Annotated in this window: 24 protein-coding genes; 10 read left to right on the top strand and 14 right to left on the bottom strand. The window is 71.3% G+C overall.

Features of this window, described 5'->3' with window-relative positions; all coding sequences use genetic code 11:
• Window positions 1–33: 33 nt before the first annotated feature.
• The 8 genes from VZL07_RS09865 to modA all read right to left on the bottom strand — a co-directional run bounded on the left by VZL07_RS09865 (window position 34) and on the right by modA (window position 7510).
• Window positions 34–312, bottom strand: a complete 279-nt coding sequence (locus VZL07_RS09865) for an acyl carrier protein (protein ID WP_426755211.1) — start codon at window positions 310–312, stop codon at window positions 34–36.
• Window positions 305–880: an isoprenylcysteine carboxyl methyltransferase family protein gene (locus VZL07_RS09870; protein WP_426755213.1), complete on the bottom strand. Its 576-nt coding sequence runs from the start codon at window positions 878–880 to the stop codon at window positions 305–307. The genes VZL07_RS09865 and VZL07_RS09870 overlap by 8 nt, the downstream gene beginning before the upstream one ends.
• A complete protein-coding gene (locus VZL07_RS09875) occupies window positions 874–1956 on the bottom strand; it encodes a type III polyketide synthase (protein WP_426755215.1) in 1083 nt (360 codons plus the stop codon). The genes VZL07_RS09870 and VZL07_RS09875 overlap by 7 nt, the downstream gene beginning before the upstream one ends.
• A 198-nt stretch (window positions 1957–2154) precedes the next feature.
• Window positions 2155–3741 carry an MXAN_6640 family putative metalloprotease gene (locus VZL07_RS09880; protein WP_426755217.1) on the bottom strand — a complete coding sequence of 529 codons (1587 nt, stop codon included), beginning with the start codon at window positions 3739–3741 and terminating at the stop codon, window positions 2155–2157.
• A complete protein-coding gene (locus VZL07_RS09885) occupies window positions 3738–4676 on the bottom strand; it encodes an HmuY family protein (protein ID WP_426755219.1) in 939 nt (312 codons plus the stop codon). The genes VZL07_RS09880 and VZL07_RS09885 overlap by 4 nt, the downstream gene beginning before the upstream one ends.
• 331 nt (window positions 4677–5007) lie before the next feature.
• Entirely contained in the window at window positions 5008–6078 is a 1071-nt protein-coding gene (gene modC, locus VZL07_RS09890) for a molybdenum ABC transporter ATP-binding protein (RefSeq protein WP_426755221.1), read from the bottom strand.
• On the bottom strand, window positions 6075–6749 hold the full coding sequence (gene modB / locus VZL07_RS09895; protein WP_426757275.1) for a molybdate ABC transporter permease subunit: 675 nt from the start codon (window positions 6747–6749) through the stop codon (window positions 6075–6077). The genes modC and modB overlap by 4 nt, the downstream gene beginning before the upstream one ends.
• Window positions 6749–7510 carry a molybdate ABC transporter substrate-binding protein gene (gene modA / locus VZL07_RS09900; RefSeq protein WP_426755223.1) on the bottom strand — a complete coding sequence of 254 codons (762 nt, stop codon included), beginning with the start codon at window positions 7508–7510 and terminating at the stop codon, window positions 6749–6751. The genes modB and modA overlap by 1 nt, the downstream gene beginning before the upstream one ends.
• A 95-nt stretch (window positions 7511–7605) precedes the next feature.
• On the opposite strand from modA, the gene VZL07_RS09905 reads away from it, so the two are divergent.
• Both VZL07_RS09905 and VZL07_RS09910 read left to right on the top strand, forming a co-directional pair.
• Window positions 7606–8115 (top strand): MarR family winged helix-turn-helix transcriptional regulator, encoded by a 510-nt coding sequence (locus tag VZL07_RS09905; protein WP_426755225.1) that lies wholly within the window; start codon window positions 7606–7608, stop codon window positions 8113–8115.
• Window positions 8116–8236: 121 nt separating this feature from the next.
• Complete coding sequence (locus tag VZL07_RS09910) at window positions 8237–9811, top strand: trypsin-like peptidase domain-containing protein (RefSeq protein ID WP_426755227.1); 1575 nt, start codon at window positions 8237–8239, stop codon at window positions 9809–9811.
• Here the strand turns inward: VZL07_RS09910 and VZL07_RS09915 are convergent.
• The gene (locus VZL07_RS09915) at window positions 9792–10382 is read right to left on the bottom strand and encodes a YdcF family protein (protein ID WP_426757276.1); all 591 of its coding nucleotides are present in this window, start codon (window positions 10380–10382) and stop codon (window positions 9792–9794) included. The two genes, VZL07_RS09910 and VZL07_RS09915, sit on opposite strands and share 20 nt — an antisense overlap.
• 485 nt (window positions 10383–10867) lie before the next feature.
• Between VZL07_RS09915 and VZL07_RS09920 the strand changes: the two genes are divergently transcribed.
• From VZL07_RS09920 to VZL07_RS09930, 3 genes are all read left to right on the top strand, one after another.
• Window positions 10868–12490, top strand: a complete 1623-nt coding sequence (locus tag VZL07_RS09920; protein ID WP_426755229.1) for a matrixin family metalloprotease — start codon at window positions 10868–10870, stop codon at window positions 12488–12490.
• A gap of 206 nt (window positions 12491–12696) precedes the next feature.
• Entirely contained in the window at window positions 12697–13083 is a 387-nt protein-coding gene (locus VZL07_RS09925; RefSeq protein ID WP_426757277.1) for a hypothetical protein, read from the top strand.
• 118 nt (window positions 13084–13201) lie between these two features.
• Window positions 13202–13753, top strand: a complete 552-nt coding sequence (locus VZL07_RS09930; RefSeq protein ID WP_426755231.1) for a hypothetical protein — start codon at window positions 13202–13204, stop codon at window positions 13751–13753.
• Between the two features lie 22 nt (window positions 13754–13775).
• Here the strand turns inward: VZL07_RS09930 and VZL07_RS09935 are convergent, their stop codons facing one another.
• On the bottom strand, window positions 13776–14684 hold the full coding sequence (locus VZL07_RS09935; protein WP_426755233.1) for an endonuclease/exonuclease/phosphatase family protein: 909 nt from the start codon (window positions 14682–14684) through the stop codon (window positions 13776–13778).
• A 215-nt stretch (window positions 14685–14899) separates the two neighbouring features.
• On the opposite strand from VZL07_RS09935, the gene VZL07_RS09940 reads away from it, so the two are divergent.
• A complete protein-coding gene (locus VZL07_RS09940; protein ID WP_426755235.1) occupies window positions 14900–15202 on the top strand; it encodes a hypothetical protein in 303 nt (100 codons plus the stop codon).
• A 47-nt stretch (window positions 15203–15249) separates the two neighbouring features.
• Here the strand turns inward: VZL07_RS09940 and VZL07_RS09945 are convergent, their stop codons facing one another.
• The 3 genes from VZL07_RS09945 to VZL07_RS09955 form a co-directional block, all read right to left on the bottom strand.
• Window positions 15250–15873: an MXAN_6652 family MXYO-CTERM-anchored protein gene (locus VZL07_RS09945; protein ID WP_426755237.1), complete on the bottom strand. Its 624-nt coding sequence runs from the start codon at window positions 15871–15873 to the stop codon at window positions 15250–15252.
• 71 nt (window positions 15874–15944) lie between these two features.
• On the bottom strand, window positions 15945–16682 hold the full coding sequence (locus VZL07_RS09950) for a TetR/AcrR family transcriptional regulator (RefSeq protein WP_426755239.1): 738 nt from the start codon (window positions 16680–16682) through the stop codon (window positions 15945–15947).
• On the bottom strand, window positions 16663–17337 hold the full coding sequence (locus VZL07_RS09955) for a DUF4336 domain-containing protein (RefSeq protein ID WP_426755241.1): 675 nt from the start codon (window positions 17335–17337) through the stop codon (window positions 16663–16665). The genes VZL07_RS09950 and VZL07_RS09955 overlap by 20 nt, the downstream gene beginning before the upstream one ends.
• Window positions 17338–17504: 167 nt before the next feature.
• Between VZL07_RS09955 and proS the strand changes: the two genes are divergently transcribed.
• Window positions 17505–18956, top strand: coding sequence for a proline--tRNA ligase (gene proS / locus VZL07_RS09960; protein ID WP_426755243.1), 1452 nt, complete (start codon window positions 17505–17507; stop codon window positions 18954–18956).
• A 69-nt stretch (window positions 18957–19025) separates the two neighbouring features.
• On the opposite strand, the gene VZL07_RS09965 is transcribed toward proS, so the two are convergent.
• Entirely contained in the window at window positions 19026–20258 is a 1233-nt protein-coding gene (locus tag VZL07_RS09965; RefSeq protein WP_426755244.1) for an adenylate/guanylate cyclase domain-containing protein, read from the bottom strand.
• Between the two features lie 259 nt (window positions 20259–20517).
• On the opposite strand from VZL07_RS09965, the gene thpR reads away from it, so the two are divergent.
• From thpR to VZL07_RS09980, 3 genes are all read left to right on the top strand, one after another.
• Window positions 20518–21075: an RNA 2',3'-cyclic phosphodiesterase gene (thpR, locus tag VZL07_RS09970; protein ID WP_426755246.1), complete on the top strand. Its 558-nt coding sequence runs from the start codon at window positions 20518–20520 to the stop codon at window positions 21073–21075.
• Window positions 21076–21147: 72 nt separating this feature from the next.
• On the top strand, window positions 21148–21765 hold the full coding sequence (locus tag VZL07_RS09975) for a YiiX family permuted papain-like enzyme (protein WP_426755248.1): 618 nt from the start codon (window positions 21148–21150) through the stop codon (window positions 21763–21765).
• Window positions 21766–21820: 55 nt separating this feature from the next.
• Entirely contained in the window at window positions 21821–23887 is a 2067-nt protein-coding gene (locus VZL07_RS09980; RefSeq protein ID WP_426755250.1) for a MopE-related protein, read from the top strand.
• The last annotated feature ends 398 nt before the right edge of the window (window positions 23888–24285 follow it).

The following is a 24285-nucleotide window of genomic DNA, read 5'->3' on the forward strand; positions in this document are numbered from 1 at the left end:
GACCAGCGCCCGTCACGTCCGAGCCGCCGCGGCTCATGGGCCGACCTCGGGCACGGAGGCCGGCGGCTCGGCGATCCGGCGCGCCACCAGCTTCGCGAGGTCCCCCACCGTGCGCACGCCCTGCGCGTCCTCTTCGGACAGGCGGATGCGAAATCGGTTCTCCAGCCCCACCGCCAGCACCGTGAGCCCCAGGCTGTCCAGCTGGAGGTCGCGCACCAGGTCCTGCGTGGGCTCCACGGCCCCCTTCCACTCCAGCTCGTCGGTGACGATGCGGTGAATCTCGTTGATGACCTCCAGTTCGCGCTCAGCCACGTGGCACCTCCGGGATGAAGCGGGGACGGTGGGAGAACGCCTGGGCGTACACCTCACCGAGCGCCGCCTCCTCCGCGCGGATTCGCACGTAGAGCAGCGCCACATTGCCCGCCGAGAAGACAAGGGCCGTCCACCACGCGCCGTGGATGAGCGGCACACACGCCAGCTCCAGCACCACCGCGACGTAGTTGGGGTGACGCAGGAAGCGGTAGGGGCCACCCGTCACCGGCGCCAGGCCCGGCACCACGATGATGCGCGAGTTCCACCGGTCGCCCAGCGTGGTGATGGCCCAGTACCGCAGGCCCTGCGCCAGCACCGCGCCCCCCAGCGCCGCCCAGCCCCACACGCCCGGGAAGGCGCGCTGGAGCAGGAACACCTCCGCCACGCACGCCACCAGGAAGAGCGTGTGGAACACCACCATGAAGCGGTAGTGCCGCTGCCCCGTCTCCACGCCGCCGCGCGCGAAGGCCCTCGCGGCGTTGCGCTTGGAGAGCACCAGCTCCACCAGTCGCTCCGCGACCAGCACGGCCATGAAGCCCAGGAAGACGGCTTGCGTGGAGGTCACCATCGCAGCAGCACCATCTCCGCGCCGAAGCCCGGTCCCATGGCCATCATCACCCCCCAGTCCCCGGGCCGGGCGTCGACCGTCTCCAGCGTCTGGCCCAGCACGAAGAGCACCGACGCGGAGGACAGGTTGCCCACCTCGCGCAGCGACGCCCACGAGCGCTCCAGCGCCGCGGGCGGCAGCTCCAGCGCCTGCTCGAAGGCCTCCAGCACCTTGGGCCCGCCGGTGTGCGCCACCCAGTGGCGGATGTCCTCGCGCTTCAGCCCGTGCTGCGCGAGGAAGCCGTCCACGTTGCCCCGGATGTGGTTCCTCACCAGGCCCGGCACCTTGGCGGACAGCACCACCTTGAAGCCGGAGTCCACCACGTCCCAGCCCATGATGCGCTCGGTGTCCGGATAGAACACCGAGCGCGACGCCACCACGCGCGGGCCCCGTGCCCCCGGCGCCTCCGCGCCCCGGAGCACCGCGCACGCCGCGCCGTCACCGAAGAGGCCGGAGGCGATGATGTTCGGAATGGACAGGTCCTCGCGCTGCAAGGTCAGCGAGCACAGCTCCACGGCGATGAGGAGCGCGGTGTGCTTCGGGAAGCCCCGCAGGTAGTCCGCCGCGCGCGCCACGCCCGCCGCGCCCGCCACGCACCCGAGTCCGAAGAGCGGCGTGCGCTTGAAGTCCTCGCGGAAGCGCACCCGGTTGGCCAGGCGCGCATCGATGCTGGGCGTGGCGATGCCCGTCACGGTGACGAAGAAGACGTGGTCCACGTCCGAAGGCGACAGCTCCGCGGCATCCAGCGCCTGGCGCACCACCGTCTCGCCCAGCTCGGTGGCCGAGCGCACCCAGGCGTCATTGCGCTGCTGGAAGGTCACCAGCGGCGGGTAGGCCTCCAGCGGCAGCGCCAGGTACCGGCCGCCCACCTGGACCGCGCGGTGGAGGTCCTCCAACCGCTCCAGGTTGAAGTGGCGCGTGGCCCATAGCTCGCGGAACGCGGCGATGAGCTGCTCCTGACTGGCGTAGTGCGGCGGAAGAGCACGTCCCACCGCACGGATGAACGGCGAGCTGTCCTGGCCTGAGGCACTGAGCATGGCGTTCCCGGGGCATTCGCGTCGGTCGAGAGTTGACGCTTAATCGGAGCCAGCGTCCAACGCGATATGGGATGTGCCTGCTCAGGTGTTCCCTGAACGCCTCGCCTGCCGGAATGTCACGGGGATGACGCCTACGGTGGCGGCCCGCGAATGGCCTCGGGTGTCGTGACGGGGACGGCACGGGTTGAACGAGCCCTGCTAGCGCCGGAGGGCCGCGGCCACGAGCAGCAGGAGCAGCGCCCACGTCAGTCCGCCCGGCGCGGACGAACAGCCACCCTCGTCGCGCGGCGGCTCGGGCTCGTTCGGCGTCCCCGCATCCACGCCACCGTCCCGGTCTCCGCCGGTGCCGGCATCGAGCCCACCGTCCGGGTCGCCCCCCGTTCCACCATCCGGGTCCATTCCCGAGCCACCGTCGGGCTCGGGCGGTGGCTCGGTGAGGCAGGGAGCGCCGGAGTCCTCTCCGGAGATGCACAGCCGCCCATAGCGGCCCACCCCCTCGCGCCGCCCATCCACCACGCCCACGATGACGTGGGCCGCATCCGCCGCCTCCACGCGCGCGGTCAGCGTCCCCAATCCGTCCGCCCGGGCGACGCGCAGCACCTGCGTGGGCGTCACCGCGGCCACCAGCAGGTGGATGGCGGCGGAAGGCTCGCCCTCGGTGGGCTCGAAGGAGGCGGTGACGGAGGCCGTGCCACCTTCCACCTCGAAGTAGCGCGTCGACGCGGCGGCCACCCGGACGGAGGGCTCCGACACCGGCAGCGCGCGCGACGCGACGGTCACCTGCGCGTAGCCCTCGGCATTCGAATAGCCCGGTCCCTGCGCCTTGCGCGCGCCGGTGGCCAGGTTCCACAGGGCGAACTCGGAGAAGGCGGTGTCGAAGTCGGCGCCCCAGTCCCGCTGCAGCGCCGTCTCCACCAGCACCGGCCAGCGGACCGACGGCGTCACGACGCTCTCCTCCCAGAGTGAGCGCACGACGCCCTCCCCGAAGCGCTCGCCGAGGAACTGGAAGTAGATACCCGCGCCATAGCTGAAGGACACCGCCGGCCCCTCCGGGTCCAGCACCAGGGTGCGGTCCGGACGCGACAGGTACGCGGCGGTGAAGCGCTCCAGGTCGTCCAGCGCCGGCAGGTAGCGCTCGCTGGCCCAGACCGCCGTCCCCTCCGACGCCACGCTGCCCAGCGCCGGGTGGTAGGCGGCCTGCACCGCGTGGAAGAACTCGTGGCTGGCGAGGATGTCCACGGCCTCGCCGTAGGACGGGTAGCCGTAGCCCGCGAAGTCGTTCTCCTGGAGCATGTGTCCGGTGCAGCGCGACGATGTCTCCAGGCAACCGTCCAGCCGGAAAGCGCCGTCCGCGACCCCACCGAAGTCCACCAGGTACACGTCGAAGCGGCCATCACCGCCGTTGTCGCTCCCCACCCAGCCATCATCCGGCGGCAGGCGGAAGCCCAGCCCTTCGTAGAAGGCGGCGACACGGTCATACGCGGACGCGACGGTCTCCACCGCGTCCGGAACACCACTCCCGTCCGCGTCCGCCGCTGGCACGGCGTTGGAGCCCGAACGGGAGAAGTGGATTCGGAAGCGCCCCCCAGGGGACACGACCGACTCCACCGCCTCACCCTCGTCGAAGCGCGGCGGCATCGCCGAGGGCGAGGTGGGGCGCGCTCCTGCTTGCAGTCCCGCTTCCCACGTCACGAGCGAGTCGTGCCGCTCGTGCGGTCCACGCGGAGCCTGCTGGACAGGGCCACACCCGAAAGGGAGCAGCAGGAGCAGCGCCCGGAGCTTCATGGCAGGAACGCCCACTTCACGCGGAGCTGACCCGAGCCGCTCGGCACTCCCGACGGCAGCTCGTTCGTCTCGTTGCAGTGCTCCTGCACGGCCACATCGTAGTAGGACGTCACCTCGAACTTCACGTGACGGCCGTCGGCCAGGCGGATGATGAAGACATCCCCCGTCATCCTCACGCAGCCCTGGTAGGTCCAGAAGCTGCTCATCGCCATCGTCGGTCCGGAGAGGCCCGAGTTGTCCGGGATGAACTCGCACGTGTCGGTGTACCAGGCGTCCGACTGGAAGGTCAGGTCCGCGGGCACGGACGTCACGGTCTCGAAGCGCGTCCCCGTGGGCAGCCGCGCCACGCCGACGCAGGACGGGCCGGACGTGCCGCCGTTCACCCGGACGTAGTAGCGGCGGAAGGCGATGTCCCAGTCGTGCTCGCCGAACGCCGTGCGGTCATCGATGCTGACCCGGGCCAGGCCCTCGGGCGTGAAGCGGGCGTAGGTGTAGGACTGACTCACGTTGAGGCCACCCGCGCGGGCGTCGATGTACGAACGGAACTCGCCCTCCGGCGCCTCCTCCTCGTACAGGTCACCCGTCGACACGGTGGTGAGCAGGTTCAGCCGGTCGATGCTCTCCTCGCGGCAGGGCACGTCGTTCTGGCACGCCGGCTCCGGGTCCGTACCCGCGTCAGGCTCCGTACCCGCGTCAGGCTCCGTGCCCGCGTCGGGCTCCGGGTCCGTGCCCGCGTCAGGCTCCGGGTCAGTGCCCGAGTCGGGCTCCGGGTTCGTTCCCGAGTCCGTCTGCCCCGCGTCCGGCACCGGCGTGGGCTCGTCGTCGGACGAACCACAGTTCACAAACAGGACCAGCGCCATGGCCACGGCGGCCAGCACCCACAGCCCCTGCTTGCCGGAATCCCTGTGCATCGATTGTTCGGTGTGCGTCTTCATCAACGGCCCTCCCTCGGATGGTGCGGAGCCGGGGCCACCCACGACCAGGACAGGACGCGCGCGGCGCTGTGCCATTCCGACCTCCACGCGGCGCACCATAGTTGATAACGATTCTCATATTCAATATTTCAACTATGAAATCGCGTTGCGAAGGGAACGCTGATGCCGGAATTGCCCGCAGTCCTCGCAAGCGCCCTCGGGCCGTGGTTCGCGAAGCCCGCACGCGTCACCGCCGTCGAGCCGCTGGCACCGCGCCCGCGCCGGGTGCGACTCGAGGGCGAGTCTTTCGAGGGCCTGCACGCCGAGCCCGGCCACGAGGCCGAGCTCCGCGTCAGCGCAGCCGCCGGCACGCGGACGTCTTCACCGCCAGGGACACCCTCGCGCCGGGCGCCACGCCCAGCTCCCGCACCGACGCGGAGGTGAGCCACACCACCCAGTGCACGCCCGCCACCTCCACGGTGGCGGCGTCCTCGCCCGCGGACAGGGGCTCCACCTTCACCACCGTGCCCGTCATGACGTTCCGGGCGGAGATGCCCGTCAGCGGCTGGATGGACAGCAGGATGTCCGCGGCGGGCACGGCATAGGCGGCGCGCGCGCCCGCTGCCAGCTCCGGCGCGTCCGGCACCCACAGCGTCAGCCCGCCTTGCACGTTCAGCCGCAGGCCGCCGCCGTCCGGCCGCTCCAGGAGGCCCTCGAGGATGTTCTCCTCCCCTTCGCCCTCCGCCGCGAGCAGCCCTCGCGCCGCCGCGCCCAGCACCTCGGCCGCGGGCCCGGCCGCGCGGACCTGCCCCTGCTCCAGCAGCAGCGCCTCCCGGGCCAGCACGCGCGCCTCGCCCAGTTGGTGCGTCACGTACAGCATCGGCACCCGGGCCTCGTCCCGCACGCGCAGCAGGTACGGCAGCACCCGCTCCTTCAGCGCCACGTCCAGCGCGGCGAGCGGCTCGTCGAGCAGCAACAACGCCGGGTCCGTGGCCAGCGCGCGCGCCAGGGCCACGCGCTGCTTCTCGCCGCCGGACAACGTGGCCGGGTAGCGGTGCAGCAGCGGCGCCAGCTCCAGAATCTCCACGGCCTCGTCCACGCGGGACGCTCGGCCCGGACGCACGCCGAAGCGCACGTTCTGCGCCGCCGTGAGGTGCGGGAAGAGCAGCGCGTCCTGCGGCACGTAGCCCATGCGGCGCTGCTCGGGCGGAACGTCGCGCCGCGAGGCGCTGTCCAGCAGCACGCGCTCGCCCACCGCCACGCGGCCCCGCGCCCCGCGCCGCAGCCCCGCGAGCACCTCCAGCAGGGACGTCTTGCCGGAGCCCGAGCGCCCCATCACCGCCACCGACGCGCCCTCGAGCCGCGCCTTCACCTCCAGCGCGAAGCGCGCCAGCGGCAATCGGATGTCCAGGTCCAGGCTCACGCGCGCTCCCGCCGACCGCGCCGCCGCGTCACGGCCTCCGTCGCGAACACCGCCACGAAGGCGAGCAGCGCCGCCACGCCCGCCAGCCGCAGCGCCTCCGCGTCCTGTCCCAGCTGCGTGCGCTGGAAGATGGCCAGCGACAGCGTCTGCGTGCGGCCCGGGATGTTGCCGGCCACCAGCACCGTGGCGCCGAACTCACCGAGCGCGCGGGAGAAGGCCAGCAGCGCGCCCACCAGCACGCCGCGCCAGGCCAGCGGCAGCGTCACGCGGAAGAAGGCCCGCGTGCGCGAGTCCCCCAGCGTGCGCGCCACCGCCACCAGCCGCGGGTCCACCTCTTCGAAGCCCGTGCGGGCCGAGCGCACCAGCAGCGGGAACGCCATCACCGCGCTCGCCAGCACCACCGCCCGGGGCGTGAAGACGACCTCCACGCCCCACGCATCCAGCACGCGGCCGAGCGGGCCATGGCGCCCGAGCAACTCCAGCAGCACCAGCCCCACCGCGGTGGGCGGCAGCACCAGCGGCAGCGTCAGCACCGTCTCCACCACGCCCTTGCCCGGCCCCTCCCACCGCGCCAGGGCATAGGCCACCGCCACGCCCGGCGGAAGGATGAGCAGCGTGGCCAGCGCGGCCACCCACACCGTGAACAGCACCAGGTCCGCTGCGCCCTCCATCAAGGTGTCCGCGCTCCAGGTGCCGCGCCGAAGCCGTGCGTCGCGAATACCTTGCGGGCCGCTTCGGACTGAAGGAAGCGCACGAACGCCCGACCGGCCTCCGTCGCCTTGCCCCCGGTGAGCACGGCCACGGGGTAGACGATTCGCGGCACGTCCTGCTCGGGCACCTGGAAGGCCACCCGCACGCGCTTCGAATGCGCGGCGTCCGTGGCGTACACCACGCCGGCGTCCACCCGCCCCGTCTCCACCGCCGCCAGCGCCGCGCGCACGTTCAGCGCCGGCACCACCTTCGGCGCCAGCTCCTTCCAGAGCCCCACCTTCACCAGCCAGGCCTTCGCATACACGCCCGCCGGCACCGCCTCCGGGTCGCCCAGCGACAGCCGCTTCAGCCCCTCGAGCCCGGCAGGTGAAGACAGCGGCGTCTTCGCATCCGCCGGCACCACCACCACCAGCCGGTTGGACAGCAGGTCCACGCGCGTCGACGGCGCGACGAGCCCCGCCTTCTGCACGGCGTCCAGCTGTGCCTCGTCGGCGGAGAGGAACACGTCCGCCGGCGCTCCCGCGATGGCCTGACGTGCCAGGTCGCTGGACGCGCCCAGGGACAGCTCCACCGTGTGGCCCGTGGCCTGGTGGAAGGCGGGCGCCAGCGCCTGGAGCGCATCGGTGGTGCTCACCGCGGCGAACACCAGCACCCGGTCGGCCCGGGCGAACGGGCTCGCCAACGCCGCGAGAACGGCACAGAGCAGCGGCAGATGACGCATGGCGTAGCTCCTCGCATATCCGGCAACCCGCGCCGCATTGTCATCCGGTCCGCGTCCGTCCGGACAACAGATTGACCCGCTCGGGCCGGGCCGCTATGGGATACTCCGTGTCACGGAAATTCCACAAAGAGGAAGAAGACGTTTCCGAGGACCTGGAGAAACTCCAGACCCTGCTCCTCGCGCTGGGCCGGCGCCGCTCGCTCCGTGACCCCATCGCCAGCATGTGCGAGCAGCTCCAGTTCACGCCGCCGCAGGTCCACGCCATCCTGTGGCTCGGCCGGGACGGCGCGCTCACCATGGGCGACCTTGCCCGCCGGCTGGGCGTCACCGAGAAGACGGTGACCGGCGTGGTGGACCGGCTGGAGCGGCAGGGCCACCTGACACGCGAGCGCAGCGCCACCGACCGCCGCGTCGTCCACTGTCGACTCACGGACGAGGGGCAGGCGACCTGGCAGCGGCTCGAGCGCCTCGTCTCCCAGGGCATGCGGCTGTTCCTCGGCATCCTCGACACGTCGGACCGCAAGGCCCTCTTCTCCATCCTGGAGAAGCTGCTGAATCGCATCGACGCCCTGCCCACCGCCGCGCCACGCGAGCGCTCGGCCTGAGCGCGCGGCGAACCCTCGGCCCACACCCCGCCTGACGGACGGGCTGACGTGCGCCGTGCCCGAACGGCCAGGCCCCCCTGCGACCCGCGGCGGTCGCAGCTTGCGAAGGGGGAGGACGGCGATGACGGGACGCGTGCGTGGGGTGACGGTCGGAGTGCTCCTGGGCCTGGTGGCCTGCAGGCGGGACACGGACGCGCAGCCGCCTGTCCCCGCCCCTGAGACGCAGCCATCCGCCAAGCCAGCTCCCGCACCGGCGCTGCCACCGGGACGAGCCGTGGCGCTCGCCTCCGTCGCCCCGCTGGTGGCCTCCGTGAGCCCCGCGGTCGTCAACGTCGAGGTGCGGCTGGGCGCGCCCACGCCGGGCGAATCGGGAGCCATGCCGTGGGGTGGCGAGGGCCCTTCACCTTTCGGGGCCCCACCCTTCGACGACATGCCCTTCGGCGGCTCCCCCTTCGACGACACGCCTTTTGGCGGCGCGCCCGAGGAGATGCCCTCGCCTTTCGAGGCCCCCCTGCCCTTCGCCCCGCCCGTGCGCGAGGGCATCGGCTCCGGCTTCATCATCGACGCCAAGGGGCTGGTGCTCACCAACCACCACCTGGTGGAGGGTGCAGAGGAGATACAGGTGCAGCTCGCGGACGGGCGCGACCTGGAAGCGCGGGTGCTGGGCACGGACGCGCTCACCGACGTGGCGGTGCTCCAGCTCGAGCTGCCGGATAACGCGAAGCCCCTGCCCGTGGTGCGGCTGGGGGACTCGGACGCGCTGCGCGTGGGGGACTGGGTGCTGGCCATCGGCAACCCCTACGGGCTGACGTCCAGCACCAGCCTGGGCATCCTCTCCGCGAAGGAGCGGGACATCGAGGCCGGCCCCTTCGACGACTTCCTCCAGACGGACGCCCCCATCAACCCGGGCAACTCCGGTGGACCGCTGTTCAACATGAAGGGCGAGGTGGTGGGCATCAACACCGCCATCGCCGATGGGAGCTCGGGCATCGGCTTCGCGGTGCCCAGCAACCTCATCCAATCGCTGCTGCCTCAGCTGAAGGAGCAGGGCACCGTCACCCGGGGCTGGCTGGGGCTGCTGGTGCAGGACATGACGCCGGACCTGGGCGAAGCCCTGGGCGTGCCCGTCCAGGAGGGCGCGGTCGTCACCGACGTCACCGCGGAGACGGCCGCGGCCCGGGCGGGCCTCCGGCCGGATGACGTCATCGTCGCCGCGGACGGGCAGCCCATCGACTCGGCGGGCGAGCTCACCCGGCTGGTGGCGATGAAGGCGCCGGGCTCGGAGCTCACGCTGGCGCTCTACCGGGACGCGAAGAAGCGCGACGTGAAGGCGACGCTGGGGAAGCGGCCCGACCTGGAGGGCGTCGCCTCGCGGAAGCCTCCCGAAGGCCCACAGCGCCCCGCGGAGCATCGCGTGGGGCTGAGCCTGATGGACATGGACCCGCGGCTGGCGGAGTCGCAGGAACTGCCGAAGTCCGGCGCGCTGGTGACGGAGGTGGCGCCCGCCTCCATGGCGGAGCACGCCGGGTTGCTCCCCGGCATGGTGGTGGTGGAGGCCGCGAACCAGCCGGTGAGGGGCGCACGGGACGTGGTGCAGGCGCTGCGGAAGGCGAAGCCCGGCGAGTCCGTGCTGCTGCGTGTGGCGCTTCCCGGTGGAGCACGCGAGCTGCGTGCGCTCACGGTGCCGGAGAAGTAGGCGCGCGCGCCAGCAGCACGCGCGGATGCAGCAGCAGGGCGACGGCCTCGCGCACCGTCCAGTAGATGCGGTCGAACAGGTCCAGGTGGCGCACGGTCTCCGGCGCCGGGCTCGTGGCCACCTCCCAGCCGTATCGTCGGAAGGAGTTGCGCGCGCGCAACAGGTGGTACGGGTCGGACACCACCACCACGCGCCGCGCCCCCAGCTCGCGCAGCAGCCTGGAGGTGAGCCGGGCGTTGTCGTCGGTGGAGTGACTGCCTTCTTCGAGCACGCACACCTCCGCGGGCACGCCCAGCCGCGTCGCCAGCGCGAGCATGGCCCGCGCTTCGGAAGGCGGGTTCGCGCCCACGCCGCCCGAGAAGACGAGCCGGGGCGCCAGGCCGCGGTGGTACAGCGCCACCGCGTGCTCGGTGCGTGCGCGCAGGGCGCCGGAAGGCACGCCGCCCGGGAGCACACTCGCGCCCAGCACCACCAGCACATCCGCGGGCGCCGCCTGCTCGCGCCGACCGAAACGGTCCACCACCCAGGCGAGCCCGAAGACGCCCCCCGTCAGCACGCCGGCCCCGACCATCAACAGGCGGGTGAAGCGTCCGGTTCGCTGTCCAGTCAGGGTGGGCGGCACGCCTTGGAACGGTAGCCCGAAGTCGTCCAGGCGCCACGGCGCAATGCGGGGCCCCGCGCCCTCCGGCGGCGCGCACTGACACATTGTTGTCAGGGGCGACCGGCGCAGCGCACTTCGAGCTCGCAGCGATGGCCGGCAAGGATTGCCGCCACGGCAGGCCTTGCATACCGGGGCAGCTCCCAGCACGGAACGCGCCCACGCGCTGACGCGGGCGTATCGCGCCCGCCCCAGGCGTCGTCACACTCGAGGCCATCAGCCCGCGCGTCCGAACATCACGGCCCCAGCGCGATGCCGCGTCATCCACCGGCGCAGGCACAGGACGTGAATAGCGCCTCGCTCACACTCGGACGGCCGCGCAGGCCCCAGTGCCGCAATACCCACCACCACACCCGCGCGTGCGGAGGCACCGCCTCGAGGCGCGGAGGGAGCATCGCATGAAGACCCGGACGCACCTGCAACCTCACTGGAGGCGGACGGCCGCGCTCGCCTCGGCGGCACTGAGCATGGGGTTGGGCGGCTGCGGGCCAGAGTGGACCGAGCCCGCGGAGGACGCGCTCACCTCCACCGCCGAGCAGGCCACGGCCAGCTTCGAGGCCTGGCGCGCGAAGCACGTCGTCGCCACGGAGGAAGGGCACTTCCTGGTCGAAGGCGACATGCGCATGCCCGACCTGGCGGCGGTGCGCCAGTACTGGGAGGGCTTCAACGGAAACCCCAACGCGCTCTCCGTCTTCCGGGTCGGCGGGGCGGATGCCGCCTGGAACCGGACGGACCGCTGGAACATCACCTACTGCATCCGCCCGAGCGACTTCGGCGCGGACTACAGCCGCGTGGTCGAGCTCATGCATCGCGCGGCCTCCGGCTGGGAGGCCGCCGCCAACGTGCGCTTCGTGCACGTGGTGTCGCAGGACTCGGCGGCCTGCAACCGCTTCAACACGAACGTCAAGTACAACGTCGAGCGCAACTTCAGCTTCGTGGGCCTCTCGGCGGGCATGGGCTTCCCCACCTACTCCCGCTCCACCCGCTACCTCGAGCTCGGCCCCACCTCCACGTGGACGGACACGGAGTTCCTGGCGGTGCTCACCCACGAGTTCGGCCACGCGCTGGGCTTCGTGCACGAGCACGACACCGCCCCGGGCTGCGGCAGGCCCACCACCGGCAGCTACCGGCCCCTGACGTGCTACGACGGCCGCAGCGCGATGCACTACCCCTCCGAGCCGGGCTGGCTGGACCCGTCGCGCACGCTGAACTTCATCTCGCAGCGGGACGTCGAGGGCGTGCAGGCGCTCTACGAGGCGCCCACCAACGTGCTCAGCACCTCCAGCGGCACGGTGTACGCCCGCAAGCGCTCCACCGGCGACCTCTACCGCCGCGATGCCCTGGGCTGGACGCTGGTCGGCAACGCGGGCCAGGCCTTCGTCGCGGTGGGCAACACGCTCTACGGACAGATTCCCGGCGGCGGCGCGCCGGTGCAGCTCCTGGGCACCGGCTGGGTCACCATCGGCGGTCCGGCCGGGCAGATTTTCGCGTGCGCCGGCCAGCTCTGCGCCACGGACCCGACGACGGGCAACGTCGCCCGGTACAACGCGACGACGGGCCTGTGGACCGTCATCGGCGGCCCTGGCTCCCGCTTCGCCGCCACCACCACCCAGGTGTTCGGCATCGGCCCCTGGCAGGACGACTACGTCGCACGGTGGAGCGGCACGGGCACCAGCTGGAGCACCGTCGGCGGCGGCGCCAGCGAGCTCATCGGCGGCGGCACCAGCATGTACCGGCTCACCAACGACAAGGATTCCATCCAGCGCTACGACGGCGGCACGACGTGGACCACCATCGGCGGCTCGGGCCGGAGCTTCGTCGCGGTGGGCAGCAACGTCTACGGGCTGCGGCCGGACGGCTCGTACATCATGAGGTACATGGGCACGCACTGGGCGTCCATCCACGGCCCGGCCACGCGCATCGTCAGCTCGAATGGCTTCCTCCTCGCGACGAACCCCGACGACACCATCGAGCGTTACGACCCCGTGACGGACACCTGGACGAACCTGGGCAAGCCCTGAGTCCCCGGGCCAGGCACACGCGTGACGATGCGCCACGGCCACCGGCGCGGCCATCCCACGCGCGGCCGTGCCGGCCTGCCTGCACCGGGAGCGTGGCTCCGCGCTCCCGGTGTCGCATGGCGCGGCGCGTGATTGCGGATGGTGGACACGTCGAGCCCGCACAGGCTGGACGCGGCCCCTGGCGGTGCGCTCCAATCCGCCGGGTGATGACACCGGAAGACGTGACGAAGGCCCTGTCGGACGTGGAGCTGGTTCCCTGCGCGGAGATGGCCCTCATGGACGCTCGGCGCCTGGTGGACGCCTGCCTGGACGCGGACGTCCCAGCGCTCGTCCACCGCGAGGCCTGCAGCAAGCCGGGCTGCAGCCCGAAGTTCCAGGTGCTGGTGCGACCCGAGGACGGGCCTCGCGTGGCGGCCCTGCTCCAGCAGCGCTGGATGGACAGCATCGCGCGCGAGGGCCTGGTCCCCGCGGGCAGCGCCCCGTCGCTGGCGACGCCCGCCGCGGAGGACGGTGAGCTTCCCTGTCCGGCCTGTGGCACCGCCGCCCCGCTCGTGGCGGGCGCCTGTAGCGACTGCGGCCTTCAACTCGATTGAGGGCCGGCTCCGTTCCGCCTCGCCGCACGAAACACCCGCAGCACAATGAGCCCCGCCCGGTGCATCAGGCCGGTCAACCCAGACGTGGCGCGTCGCGCGCTCTCCTTGGAGGAAGCAGATGGAAGTCAAAGGCGTCGCCTTCCTGGCCCGACAACAACTGATGGTGCAGACCCATGGGGAGGCGGCCTGGAAGGCGTTCCTCACCGAGTTCGCGACGAAGGAGCCCTTCTTCTCCAAACCGGTGATGCCGGTGTCGCGCATGCCCGCGGACGCGTTCCTCCGGCTCAACGACGCGCTGCTGGCGCGCTTCTACAACAACAACCAGAGCGCCTACTGGCAGTTCGGCGTGAAGTCCGCCGAGTACGCCCTGAGCCAGGGTCAGCTCAAGGCGATGTTCAGCCAGGGTGACTTCAAGCGCTTCCTCCTGTTCACCCCCGGCATCTGGAAGGGCTACTTCACGGAGGGCGACCTCAACGTGCTCCCCGGCCAGGGCCACACGGACCTGCACATCACCAACGTGCCCCGGCCGCACCCGTACTTCGAGCTGTCGGTGATGGGCTTCGCCTACGGCGGCCTGGTGTACCTGGGCGCGCAGAACCTCCAGCACCAGGTGCTCAAGGGCTTCACCCGGAACGACAACGAGGTGCTGTACCGCTTCAACGTGGGCTGACGCCCACCCCGGCCCGCGCTCCCTACAACGCGGCGCCGATGGCGTGGCCCCCGGCGGTGGGCTCCCTCCGGGCGGCCGCCGGCCCGCCACGCTCCGCGACCGCCGGCGGCGCCGCGTCCAGCTCCAGCCGCAGGTCCGCCACCACGGGGTAGTGGTCGGACGCGTCCACGCGCAGCACCCGGCTGGACATGGGCGTGAAGGCCTCACACGCCAGCACGTAGTCGATGCGCAGCGTGGGCAGGAAGAGGGGCAGTGGATACGTGCCCCCGGTGGTCCCGGTATCGGCGACGACGTCCTGGAGCTCGCGCCGCAGGAGCCGGGTGGAGTGCGAGTCGGGCCCGTCGTTGAGGTCGCCCATCAGCAGCTTGGGCCGCGAGTCCCGCGCCATCAGCCGGGCCACGTACGCGCTCTGCCGCACGCGCACGCTCCCGTTGAAGGGCCGGCGGATGAGGTGCGTGAGGTAGACGCTCACCTCGCGCCCGTCCACCTCCACCACCGCGTGCGCCAGCGTGCGAGGCTCCGCGCCGCGCGGCACCGGCAGCGGGTATTGCGCCAGCGCCTCCAGCGGAAAGCGGGACAGCAGCGCGATGCCGTAGGCGCCTCCGTACAGGTCCGTGGTGCGGAAGTGGGCGCGGTACTTCAGGCCTGTGAGCCGGGACAGCTCCGCCGTCTGGTCCAGGCCGCGCGCGCGGGTGGAGCCCACGTCCACCTCCTGCAACGCGACGATGTCCGGCACCGCGGCGCGGATGACGTGGGCCACGCGCTCCAGCCCGCGCGCGCCGGACTGGATGTTGAACGTCATCACCCGCAGCTCGCCGGGTGCGCGATGCACGGCGACGATGGGCGCGGTGGCGGCACGGTGGACCGGGCCGGTCGCGCAGGCGAGCGGTCCCATCAGGAACAGGACGGGGAAGAGATGGCGAAGACGCATGAGGGAAGGGGCGCGATGTTACGAGCCCGGGGGCGGCCCTGTCGCCCCGCCCCCGTCAAGCCCGCGCGGGGGGCAGGCAGGCGGCCGAGCGCCAAGGAAGCAAGGCAGCGAGGCCGTGTTCGCCTCGCACGAGAGGGCCCGCGCCGGGAAGCGCGGGGGTCTCCGGCCAGGACGGCCCTTCCCCTGGCCGCACGCCACGCCCAACGTGTTCGTTCATGAAAACCGCACTGGCATCCGAGACGTCTGGCCGGCGCCGCTGGCGCACCCTCGCGCTGGCGACCCTACCCGCGGCCCTGCTCCCCCTGGGCCTTCGTGGCTACCGCGCTCGCCGCCGGCCCCGTCGCCCGGCGCCGCTGCGCAGCGCCGTGGGCCTGGGTCTGGTGTCGCTGGCCATCCTGCGGCTCGCGGGCAACTCGCGGCTGAAGCAGCGGCTGCCCCCGGCATGGAGGCAGCGGCTGCCGTCCTTCAACGCTTTCCTGCCCGAGGAGCTCACCGCCTCGGTGGCCTCCGGGCACTGAGGACGCGGGCCCTCTCCCACGGGGCCCCTTCCGGAGGCGGCGGGCCCTCAGGGCTGGCGACGGCGGCGCAGGCGGGTGCCGAGCAGCACCAGGGCCGCGCCCAGCAGCGGGACACCGCCCGCGGCGGCGCAACCGCCGCCATCATCGTCCCCGCCCCCGCTGTTGCTCACATTGATGTTGAGCGTGGTGGCCGCCGAGGAATCTCCCTGCCCGTCGAGGCCGTTGTCGTTCACCGAGTTGCCCGCGCCATACAGGGTGATGGTGCCCGGGGTCGCCGGCGCCACCAGGGTGAAGTCGAAGCGGGCCTCGCCATTGGTGAAGCGCTTGGTGGTGGTGTGGGTCAACTCACCGCGTTCCTTTCGCGAACCCGAGGTCGCGTTGAGCGTGGCATTCGTGTCGCTCACCGCCACGTTGTAGCCCGCGCCCGACGCCGGACCGCCCCGGATGATGAGCGCGTAGTTGCCCGTGGCGCCCGGCGCGAGCGTGGTGGGCCCATCGATGGTCACCGTGGGCGTCCCACTGCCACCGGTATGGCACTCCGCACACGTGAGGCTCGCCCCATCCTTGCCACTCCTGCCAATCATGCCAGCGGAGCTGGCGAGCGCGGAACCAGACACGAGGCACGCCGACACGACACCGGCAACGCCGAGAGATGCAAGGTACGACCGCATGAAGCCTCCAAGAGGACGACGAGAAAGGAGGCCCACTACATAGCGCGCCGCACCAATCCTTCACAGCCGCCCTATCGGCCGCTACTGCGCAGCAATACCGCACACGCTTCGTCACGAAGCTGCGACAACGTGAAGCGGGTCCCCACCCCGGAGTGCTCCAACCCAGCCACCAGGGACAGCACCCCATGCGCCATGGACCAGGCCACGTTGGCCAGGCGACGCGGTTGGAGCCCGGGCGCCAGCCGCCCCGCGCGGGCATCCGCCTGGAGCCGCGCCTCGAGCGCGTCATTCAGCTGTCCACTCAGCGCCAGGACACGGGCCTGATGGGCCTCGGACTGACGCCCCATCAACTGCGGCCACAGGTAGACGACGCGGAAGCCATCCAGGTCCTCAGCGTACAGGTCCACCCGGGCCCGCACCAGCGCGGCCAGGGCCTCCACGCCGCTGCCTGCCGCCGCCACCGCCGCCTCCAGGACCTTCACCTCCCGCTCCAGGCCCTCCACGGCCAGCGCCCCGACGAGGTCTTCCTTGGAGCGGAAGTAGTAGAAGAGTGAAGGCTTGCTCAGGTCCGCCTCCTTCGCCACGGCCTCCAGGGTCAACGACAACACCCCGCCGCGCACCAGCACCGTCCGGGCGGCGGCGAGAATCGCCTGCCGGCGTCCTTCCTGACGCCGCGCCTTGCGCGCCTCGCGCTCGGTGGCCCCGGCGGCCGAGCCCTGCCCGGGGACTGGCACGGACGCGGCCGGCGGTGCCCGGCGACGGCCCGGCGCGGGCTTGCGGCCACCACCGCTAGAGCCGGGCGAAGGCATCGCGCACCGCCTCCCGGCCGCCCTGCTCCACCACGTCTCCGTGGCAGACGACCACGCGCTCCACGCCCCATGCCTGGACGCGCGCCAGCGACGCCTGCACGGCCTGCCGGTCCTTGATGAGGGAGCGGGTCAGCAGCGTGGGCGCCAGCCGCTGCCACGCCCCGTTCAGCTTCAGGTACATGCGGGTGAACCACGAGCCCGTCCGGTGGACATTGAACGCCAGGTCCGTGACGAGCAGCGTCTGGCTGGGACGGTGGAAGAAGAGCACCTCGTCCAGCTTCGGCATCCCCTGGACAAGCACCTGCTCCAGCACGGAGGCCCAGCCAGCATCCGCCGCGTCTCCCAGCTCCACGTCGATGCGCAAGTCCGACCGCTTGCGCCGCAGCCCCGCGGGCGCGGCCACCTTCGCGTCCGGGTAGGCCGCGGCCCAGTCCTGCAGGCTCAGGTGGTGCATCAGGTTGGGCGCCACCAGGAAGCGCACCGACCCGAGCGCGTCCACCGCCGCCCGCGCCTCGGGCGTGAAGCGGACGGGCGAGTGGAGCCACAGCCCCCCATCCGGCAGGCGGACGGCCGTCATCCGTCCCCCCAGGTCCATGACTCCGACTCGGAACTCCACCGTGAAGACGTACACGCCCTCGGCCACCTGGCGAAACATGACTGCCTCCTGGATGCGGATTCAACCGGCGCTCATTATTCTGACCGTTGGTCGAAAAATGCAATCCAATCCTGGATGGAGTCGGGGGCCCGGGCGGCGGCGGGGGTGACGGGGCCGTTGATTTCCGGGTGGGCCCGGCGTAGGCAACCGTCCTCTTTCCACGACTTTTGAAGGGTGCTCCGCACATGGCCGAGAAGCTCACGCCCCGTGAGAAGGGCTTTTCCGAGTGGTACGTCGACCTGGTCCAGAAGGCGAAGCTCGCCGACTACTCGGACGTGAAGGGCTGCATGGTCATCCGGCCCAATGGCTATGCGCTGTGGGAGAACATGCAGCGCGTCCTGGACAAGATGTTCAAGGACCTGGGCCACAAGAACGCGTACTTCCCGCTGCTCATCCCCGAGAGCTACCTGAAGAAGGAAGCCGAGCACGTCGAGGGCTTCAACCCGCAGCTGGCCGTCGTCACGCACGCGGGCGGCTCGAAGCTGGAGGAGCCCTACGTCATTCGGCCCACCAGCGAGACCATCATCAACCGCAGCTTCGCCAAGTGGATCCAGAGCTACCGGGACCTCCCGCTGCTGCTCAACCAGTGGGCGAACGTGATGCGCTGGGAGATGCGCACGCGCCTGTTCCTGCGCACCACCGAGTTCCTCTGGCAGGAGGGCCACACCTGCCACGAGACGGAGGAGGACGCGGAGAAGGAGACGCGGCAGATGCTGGAGGTGTACCGGACCTTCGCCGAGGACTACATGGCGATGCCGGTGCTGCCCGGCCAGAAGTCGGAGTCCGAGCGCTTCGCCGGCGCGCTGCGCACCTACAGCATCGAAGCGATGATGCAGGACAAGAAGGCGCTCCAGGCGGGCACCAGCCACAACCTGGGACAGAACTTCGCCAAGGCCTTCGACACCCAGTTCCAGGGCCGCGACGGCAAGCAGCACTACGTGTGGCAGACGTCCTGGGGCGTGTCCACGCGCCTCATCGGCGGCCTCATCATGACGCACTCGGATGACGCCGGCCTCATCGTCCCGCCGAAGCTGGCGGCCACGCACGTGGTGGTCATCCCCATCTTCGGCAAGGCCTCCGACGCGGAGAAGGCGCAGGTGCTGGAGAAGACGAACGCGCTGGCCGCGGACCTGCGCAAGGCGGGGCTGGGCGTGGTGGTGGACGACGACGACACCAAGAGCCCGGGCTTCAAGTACAACGAGCACGAGCTCATCGGCACCTGCCTGCGCATCGAGCTGGGCCCCAAGGACCTGGCGAAGAACTCGTGCGTCATGGTCCGCCGCGACGTGCGCCAGAAGGAGTTCGTGTCGCTGGACGAGGCCGTGACCAAGGCCCAGGCCATGCTGGACGCCATGCAGAAGGACCTCTTCAACAAGGCCAAGGCCTTCCGCGACTCGCACACCTTCGAGGTCAACTCCTACGAGGAGCTGAAGGAGAAGGCGGACCAGGGCTTCCTGCTGGCGCACTGGAACCTGGACCCCAAGGTCGAGGCGCGCATCAAGGAGGAGACGGGTCTGACGACGCGCTGCCGTCCCTTCGACCTCAAGCAGGAGCCGGGCAAGTGCGTCGTCACCGGCGAGCCGTCGCCGGGCCGCATCGTGTTCTCCAAGGCGTACTGATTCACCCTCGCCGGCGGCGGGGACGTCACCGTCACCTGCCGCCGGGAGCCCGGCCGCGCTTGCCGGCCTTCAGCTCGCCACGCGCACCGGGGTCGGACGGGGCATGAAGGTGGCCACCGGCCGCGCCTTCCCCGCCACCGGGAGGGGCGTGGCCGGCTCGAACTGGAACGCGTCCCCACAGCGCTCCTGCGTGGCACCGGACACCAGCATCGGGACGCCCACCTTCTTGGTGAGCCCCTCGATGCGGCTGGCCAGGTTCACCGCGTCACCAATCACGGTGTACTCGCGCCGCTGCTCGCTCCCCACGTCGCCCACCACCACCCGCCCGGTGTGGATGCCGATGCCGATGCTCAGCGGCTCCTCGCCCCGGCGAGCGCGCTCGGCGTTGAGCGCCTCCAACGCCTCCAGCATCGCCAGCCCACAGGCGACGGCGGCCCGAGGGTGGCCGGGCAGGTCCAGCGGGGCGCCGAAGTACGCCAGGATGCCGTCGCCGATGAACTTGTCGAGCGTCCCGCCGTGGCGGAACACCACCTCCACCATGCGCGACAGGTATTCATTGAGCAGCGCCACCACGTGGGGGCTGTCCATGCGCTCGGACATGGAGGTGAACCCGCGGATGTCGGAGAAGAGGAGCGTCACCTCGCGGTGCTCACCACTGCCGGCCTCGGTCCCCCGCTCGGCGATCTGTCGGGCCACCTCGGGCGAGAAGTAGCGGCCGAGTCGCTCGCGCTGCACCTCCTCCTGGGCCACCTCCTTCACCAGCCCCATCACCTGACGGCCGATGAAGGACGCGGCCAGCGCGGCCAGCGTCAGCACCAGCACCATGCCGGAGAGGAACGCGTCGGGCGGCAGCCGCGCCTCGAACAGGAGCCAGCCTTCCAGGCCCATGGCCATCAGCGCGGCCACCGCCACGTACCGGCGTGACAGCGTCAGCAGGGCCACGATGACCACCAGGGTGATGAACACGCCCAGCGTCAGCAGCGCGGCGGTGCCTGGGGACGCCGAGCCCTGGATGGACAGCCACTGGAGGAAGCAGACCGCGGGCATGTCGATGAGCGTCACGCCCAGCGCGGGCCGGCGCCCCAGCGACGGCAGACGCCGCGCGCCCAGCCAGAGCACGAAGGCCAACAGGAGATAGGCGGCCAGCGCCCACGAGGGCACGCGCCAGTCGTCCAGCCACGCCACCACCCACCAGCTCGCCGTCCCCACCACCCGCACGCGGTTGAGCCACTCCCCCACCTGCGCGCGCCAGCCGTTCAGCCGTCTCTGGAGCGTCTCGTCGACCTGAATGCGCTTCGGCATCGGACCCGGACGGTAGCCCAGGCACTCCGACGCCTCCAACCATGCCCCCAGCCATCCAGGAGCAGGCGCAAGACGCCTCCTCCATCACCTCGGCGCGCGCCACGGCGACAACCCCGCGCGGGCCCCCTCGCCCGACAGCAGGCAGGAGAACAAATTGCCGCCGCCTCGGCGTGCACACGGAGAGAACCCGACGCATGCCCCCTATGCTGCTGGTGAGACGCACGGGCCATCCCACCCGTCCCGCCAGGAGCCCCGAGCCATGCGCCTGTTCACCGCCGTCACGCTGGGCGCCACCATCGAGACCCGCGTCGCCGCGCAACTGCGGCACCTGCAGGCCCTGGCCCCACGGGCCCGCTGGGTGAAGGTGGAAGGCCTCCACCTCACGCTCGTGTTCCTGGGCGACGTGGACGCGGCGCGCCTGCCCACCCTCCACGAGGCGCTGGCACCGGTGGGCGCGCGACATGCGCCCTTCGTCCTGTCCATTGGGGGCGGCGGCGCTTTCGGCGCGGCGGCGCACCCACGGGTGCTCTGGGCCGACGTGGGGGGCGCGACGGACGCGCTGCGGGCGCTGCAGGCGGATACCGCCCGGGTGCTCCAGCCCCTCGGCTTCGAGCCCGAGCATCGGCCGTACACCGCGCACCTCACGCTGGCGCGCTCGCGAGCGCCGCGGGGTGACCCGGCCCTGAGCGCCTGCGTCCAGGCGCTGTCGGGAGCGGCGCTGGGCGAGGGGCGCGTGGACCGGCTGGTGCTCTTCGAGAGCCAGGGTGGGCACTACCTACCCCGGCTGGAGGTCCCCCTCGGCCACGCGTCCGCCTAGCACCGGGCGTCCTGGCATCCCGGCTGCACTCTCAGACCGCGGACGCAGGTAAACACCCGAAAGGACACGTCGATGCGGTGGTTGCTCATGCTGATGGTGTGGCTCGGTGCCCACAACGCGGTCGCAGCGCCACAGGAGGACCTGGAGGCCCGGTTGAAGACGGGAGACATCGTCCTCCACACGTCGCGCTCCTCGCAGTCCCAGGCCATCCAGAAGGCGACGCAGAGCCCTCTGTCACACGTGGGTATCGTGGAGGTCACTGAGAAAGGCGCCTGGGTGGTGGAGGCCGTCCAGCCGGTGCAGCGCATCCGGTTCTCGAAGTGGAAGGCCCGGGGCGTGAAGGGCGGCATCCTGGTCCTGCGGCCCCAGGCGCTGAGCGATGCGCAGCGGCAGCAGGCCGTTGCCGCGGCCAAGGCGCACCTGGGCAAGCCGTATGACTGGCGCTTCGGCTGGGGAGACGAGGCGATGTACTGCTCGGAGCTGGTGCGCAAGGCCTACGCCCAGGGCGCGGGCGTGGAATACGGGAAGATGGAGCGGCTGGATTCGCTCGAGGTGAAGGGGCTGGAGCAGCAGCTCCGCGAGCGCTACGGGAAGCGGGTGCCCATGAACCTGGAGCTGGTGACGCCCGCCAGCATCGCCGTGGATGAGCGACTGGACGTCGTCCACTCGGACTACCCGTCCGTGAGGTAGGCGCGGCACGCGCGAGGACGCGCCGGCATGGCGGGGACGCGGTAGACTGCCCGCCATGCGACGCATCCTGGTGCTCATCCCTCTCCTCGCGCTGGTCGGCTGTAAGAAAGATGAAAGCCCCGGTGCGGTGAAAGTCACGGTGAATTACTCGGGCTTCCTCCCGGGCTGTGTGCTCGTGAAGGCCCGAGACGAGGGCAGTGGCAAGGAGCTCGCCACGCCCGTCCCTGGCAAGGGGGACCGCACCGGCGGCTCCCTCGTCGCCGCGGTGATTGCCCCCAGCGGCTGGGGGAGCTCGGTCCGGGTGGAAGCCCAGGCACACGAGCAGGGCTGCGACGCAGGCTCGCCCGTGGTGAGCAGCACGTCCCTGGTGACGCTCACGCCGGGCGAGTCCGTTCCGGTGACGCTGTCGCTCCAGGCCCGGGACTTGGACGGCGACGGCTTCGTCGACGTGCTCAGCGGCGGCACGGACTGCAACGACGCCAGCGCCGCGGTGCACCCGGGCGCGGAGGAGCGCTGCAACGACGTCGACGACAACTGCAACGGCCAGTCCGACGAAGTGGAGCTTCGCCTCGGGCAGAGCTGCACCGAGGGCGAGAACTGCCCGGGAACCCGCGCGTGCGGCGTGGATGGCAGCGTCGTCTGCAACGCGCCGGATGCCGTGTACGCCTATCCCGACCAGGACCAGGACGGCCGGGGCGACATGAACGCCACGCCCCGCGCCTTCTGCACGGGCATCGAGCCGGGCTACGTCCCGGGGCCCGCGGATGACTGCGACGACACCAACGCCAGCATCCGGCCCGGGGCACAGGAGCTCTGCAACGGCGTGGATGACAACTGCGACGGGAACATCGACGAGACCTTCCCCCAGCTGGGTGACGCTTGCGAAGCGGCCGGCCAGTGCCCCGGCGTCCAGGTCTGCGACCCGTCGGGCATCGCCACGATGTGCGAAGCCACGGTGTCCCCCAGTGACTGGTACGTGGACGCGGACGGCGACGGCGTGGGCAGCGGCTCGGCCACCCAGTCCTGTGTCTCGCCTGGGGCGACGTACGTGAACCTGGGCAACGACTGCAACGACGGCAACCCGTTCACCCACCCGGGCGCGGAGGAAATCTGCGACGGCCTGGACAACGACTGTGATGGGAACCCCGAAGGCCCCGAGGTGTGCCCGAGCGGTGGCCCCACCTTCGTGGCGCGAACCGTGGGCGCGACGGATCAGCAGTGGCGCTCCATCTTCACCCAGACGCCCGGCGATGTGACGGCCGTGGGCAGTAGCGGGAACAAGGCGGTGCTCGTGCCGGGCTCGAGCACGTTCGACACCAGCGCCAGCGGCTGCAGCAGCGGCAGCGGAGGGAATTGGAATGCGGTCTGGGCGGACATGGAGAACGGCGGCCGCGGCTACTTCGGGTCTTCGGGAGGCAGGCTCTCCATCCTCGACAGGAGCGAGAATGCCTGCACGGAAATGGTCACCATGAGCCGGGCCACCCAGGGCCTCGTGGGCTTCCGCCACGAAGGTACCCTGGAGATTCATGGCGTCACCTCGAACAATCCTCCCACGATCAATCAAGGGGCGACGTTCATCTGGAACGGAGGAAGTGGCACGGGCGCGCTGACCTTCGGCACCACGGACGTCGGACCGCTGTACGACATCCACGGGCGCTCCCGGGCCACCCTGTTCGCCGTCGGTGGCTATGAAACCGGCAGTACCCGGCCGCGCATCTACCGCTTCAACATCGGCAGCGGCCAATGGCAGTCCCTGGGCGTGCAGGACTCCATTTCAGGACTGGGCCGCCTTCGTGGCGTCTGGGTGGTGAACGACACGCTGGCTTTCGCAGTGGGCGAGTTCGCGAGCGGCGCGAACTCCGTCGTCCGGTGGAACGGCGTCACCTGGAGCAGAATGGCCTTCCCGACGACGCACAACGAAACGCTGACTTCCGTCGTCGCGTTCGGTGCCAGCTCCGTCTACGTCACCGCGGAGGGCGGTCGCGTCTACCGGTACGACGGGCAGCAGTGGCAGATCATCTTCGAAGACAACGACCGCCACTTCCACGACATCGCCGGCACCAGCCCCGCGGACCTCTGGATTGCGGCGGATGGAGGCCAGATTTTCCACTGGCCCCAGTGAGCTGACGTGCCTCGCCCGCCGCGTCCCGACGACGCGGCGGGTGCCGAGGCCACGCGGCCCACCGGCCCATGCGAGCTGGACACGACGCCTCGAACGGGCGCAGGCGGTGCGCGCTGCCTCCACGAACACCTGTGCCGTGAAGGGGCGCGACAGCGCCTGTTCCGTCAACGCGCCTGAGACACCAGCAGGGGCGTCGCCACACGCCCCAACGATGCACGGCCATTCGATGCAGGGCTTACGGGCACGTGCGTGAAGCGATGTGCGGCCCGCCCCAGAGCGCCTCGGGCGCTCGCCGGCGGCACGCCTGGGCGCCCAGGCAGCACGGGCCCGCCAGGGACCACGGCATCACGAGCGGTACGACCCGCCGGACGCGCACGCAGTCCCTCGGCGAGGGCACG

The organism is Pseudomyxococcus flavus, assembly GCF_050038885.1.
GTDB lineage: Bacteria > Myxococcota > Myxococcia > Myxococcales > Myxococcaceae > Myxococcus > Myxococcus flavus.

Coding starts and splice junctions, on each gene's coding strand:
- VZL07_RS09870 (WP_426755213.1), bottom strand. CDS start 880: ATGGTGACCTCCACGCAAGCCGTCTTCCTGGGCTTCATGGCCGTGCTG.
- VZL07_RS09875 (WP_426755215.1), bottom strand. CDS start 1,956: ATGCTCAGTGCCTCAGGCCAGGACAGCTCGCCGTTCATCCGTGCGGTG.
- VZL07_RS09880 (WP_426755217.1), bottom strand. CDS start 3,741: ATGAAGCTCCGGGCGCTGCTCCTGCTGCTCCCTTTCGGGTGTGGCCCT.
- VZL07_RS09885 (WP_426755219.1), bottom strand. CDS start 4,676: ATGAAGACGCACACCGAACAATCGATGCACAGGGATTCCGGCAAGCAG.
- modB (WP_426757275.1), bottom strand. CDS start 6,749: ATGGAGGGCGCAGCGGACCTGGTGCTGTTCACGGTGTGGGTGGCCGCG.
- modA (WP_426755223.1), bottom strand. CDS start 7,510: ATGCGTCATCTGCCGCTGCTCTGTGCCGTTCTCGCGGCGTTGGCGAGC.
- VZL07_RS09905 (WP_426755225.1), top strand. CDS start 7,606: ATGGGATACTCCGTGTCACGGAAATTCCACAAAGAGGAAGAAGACGTT.
- VZL07_RS09910 (WP_426755227.1), top strand. CDS start 8,237: ATGACGGGACGCGTGCGTGGGGTGACGGTCGGAGTGCTCCTGGGCCTG.
- VZL07_RS09915 (WP_426757276.1), bottom strand. CDS start 10,382: ATGGTCGGGGCCGGCGTGCTGACGGGGGGCGTCTTCGGGCTCGCCTGG.
- VZL07_RS09920 (WP_426755229.1), top strand. CDS start 10,868: ATGAAGACCCGGACGCACCTGCAACCTCACTGGAGGCGGACGGCCGCG.
- VZL07_RS09925 (WP_426757277.1), top strand. CDS start 12,697: ATGACACCGGAAGACGTGACGAAGGCCCTGTCGGACGTGGAGCTGGTT.
- VZL07_RS09930 (WP_426755231.1), top strand. CDS start 13,202: ATGGAAGTCAAAGGCGTCGCCTTCCTGGCCCGACAACAACTGATGGTG.
- VZL07_RS09935 (WP_426755233.1), bottom strand. CDS start 14,684: ATGCGTCTTCGCCATCTCTTCCCCGTCCTGTTCCTGATGGGACCGCTC.
- VZL07_RS09940 (WP_426755235.1), top strand. CDS start 14,900: ATGAAAACCGCACTGGCATCCGAGACGTCTGGCCGGCGCCGCTGGCGC.
- VZL07_RS09945 (WP_426755237.1), bottom strand. CDS start 15,873: ATGCGGTCGTACCTTGCATCTCTCGGCGTTGCCGGTGTCGTGTCGGCG.
- VZL07_RS09950 (WP_426755239.1), bottom strand. CDS start 16,682: ATGCCTTCGCCCGGCTCTAGCGGTGGTGGCCGCAAGCCCGCGCCGGGC.
- VZL07_RS09955 (WP_426755241.1), bottom strand. CDS start 17,337: ATGTTTCGCCAGGTGGCCGAGGGCGTGTACGTCTTCACGGTGGAGTTC.
- VZL07_RS09965 (WP_426755244.1), bottom strand. CDS start 20,258: ATGCCGAAGCGCATTCAGGTCGACGAGACGCTCCAGAGACGGCTGAAC.
- thpR (WP_426755246.1), top strand. CDS start 20,518: ATGCGCCTGTTCACCGCCGTCACGCTGGGCGCCACCATCGAGACCCGC.
- VZL07_RS09975 (WP_426755248.1), top strand. CDS start 21,148: ATGCGGTGGTTGCTCATGCTGATGGTGTGGCTCGGTGCCCACAACGCG.
- VZL07_RS09980 (WP_426755250.1), top strand. CDS start 21,821: ATGCGACGCATCCTGGTGCTCATCCCTCTCCTCGCGCTGGTCGGCTGT.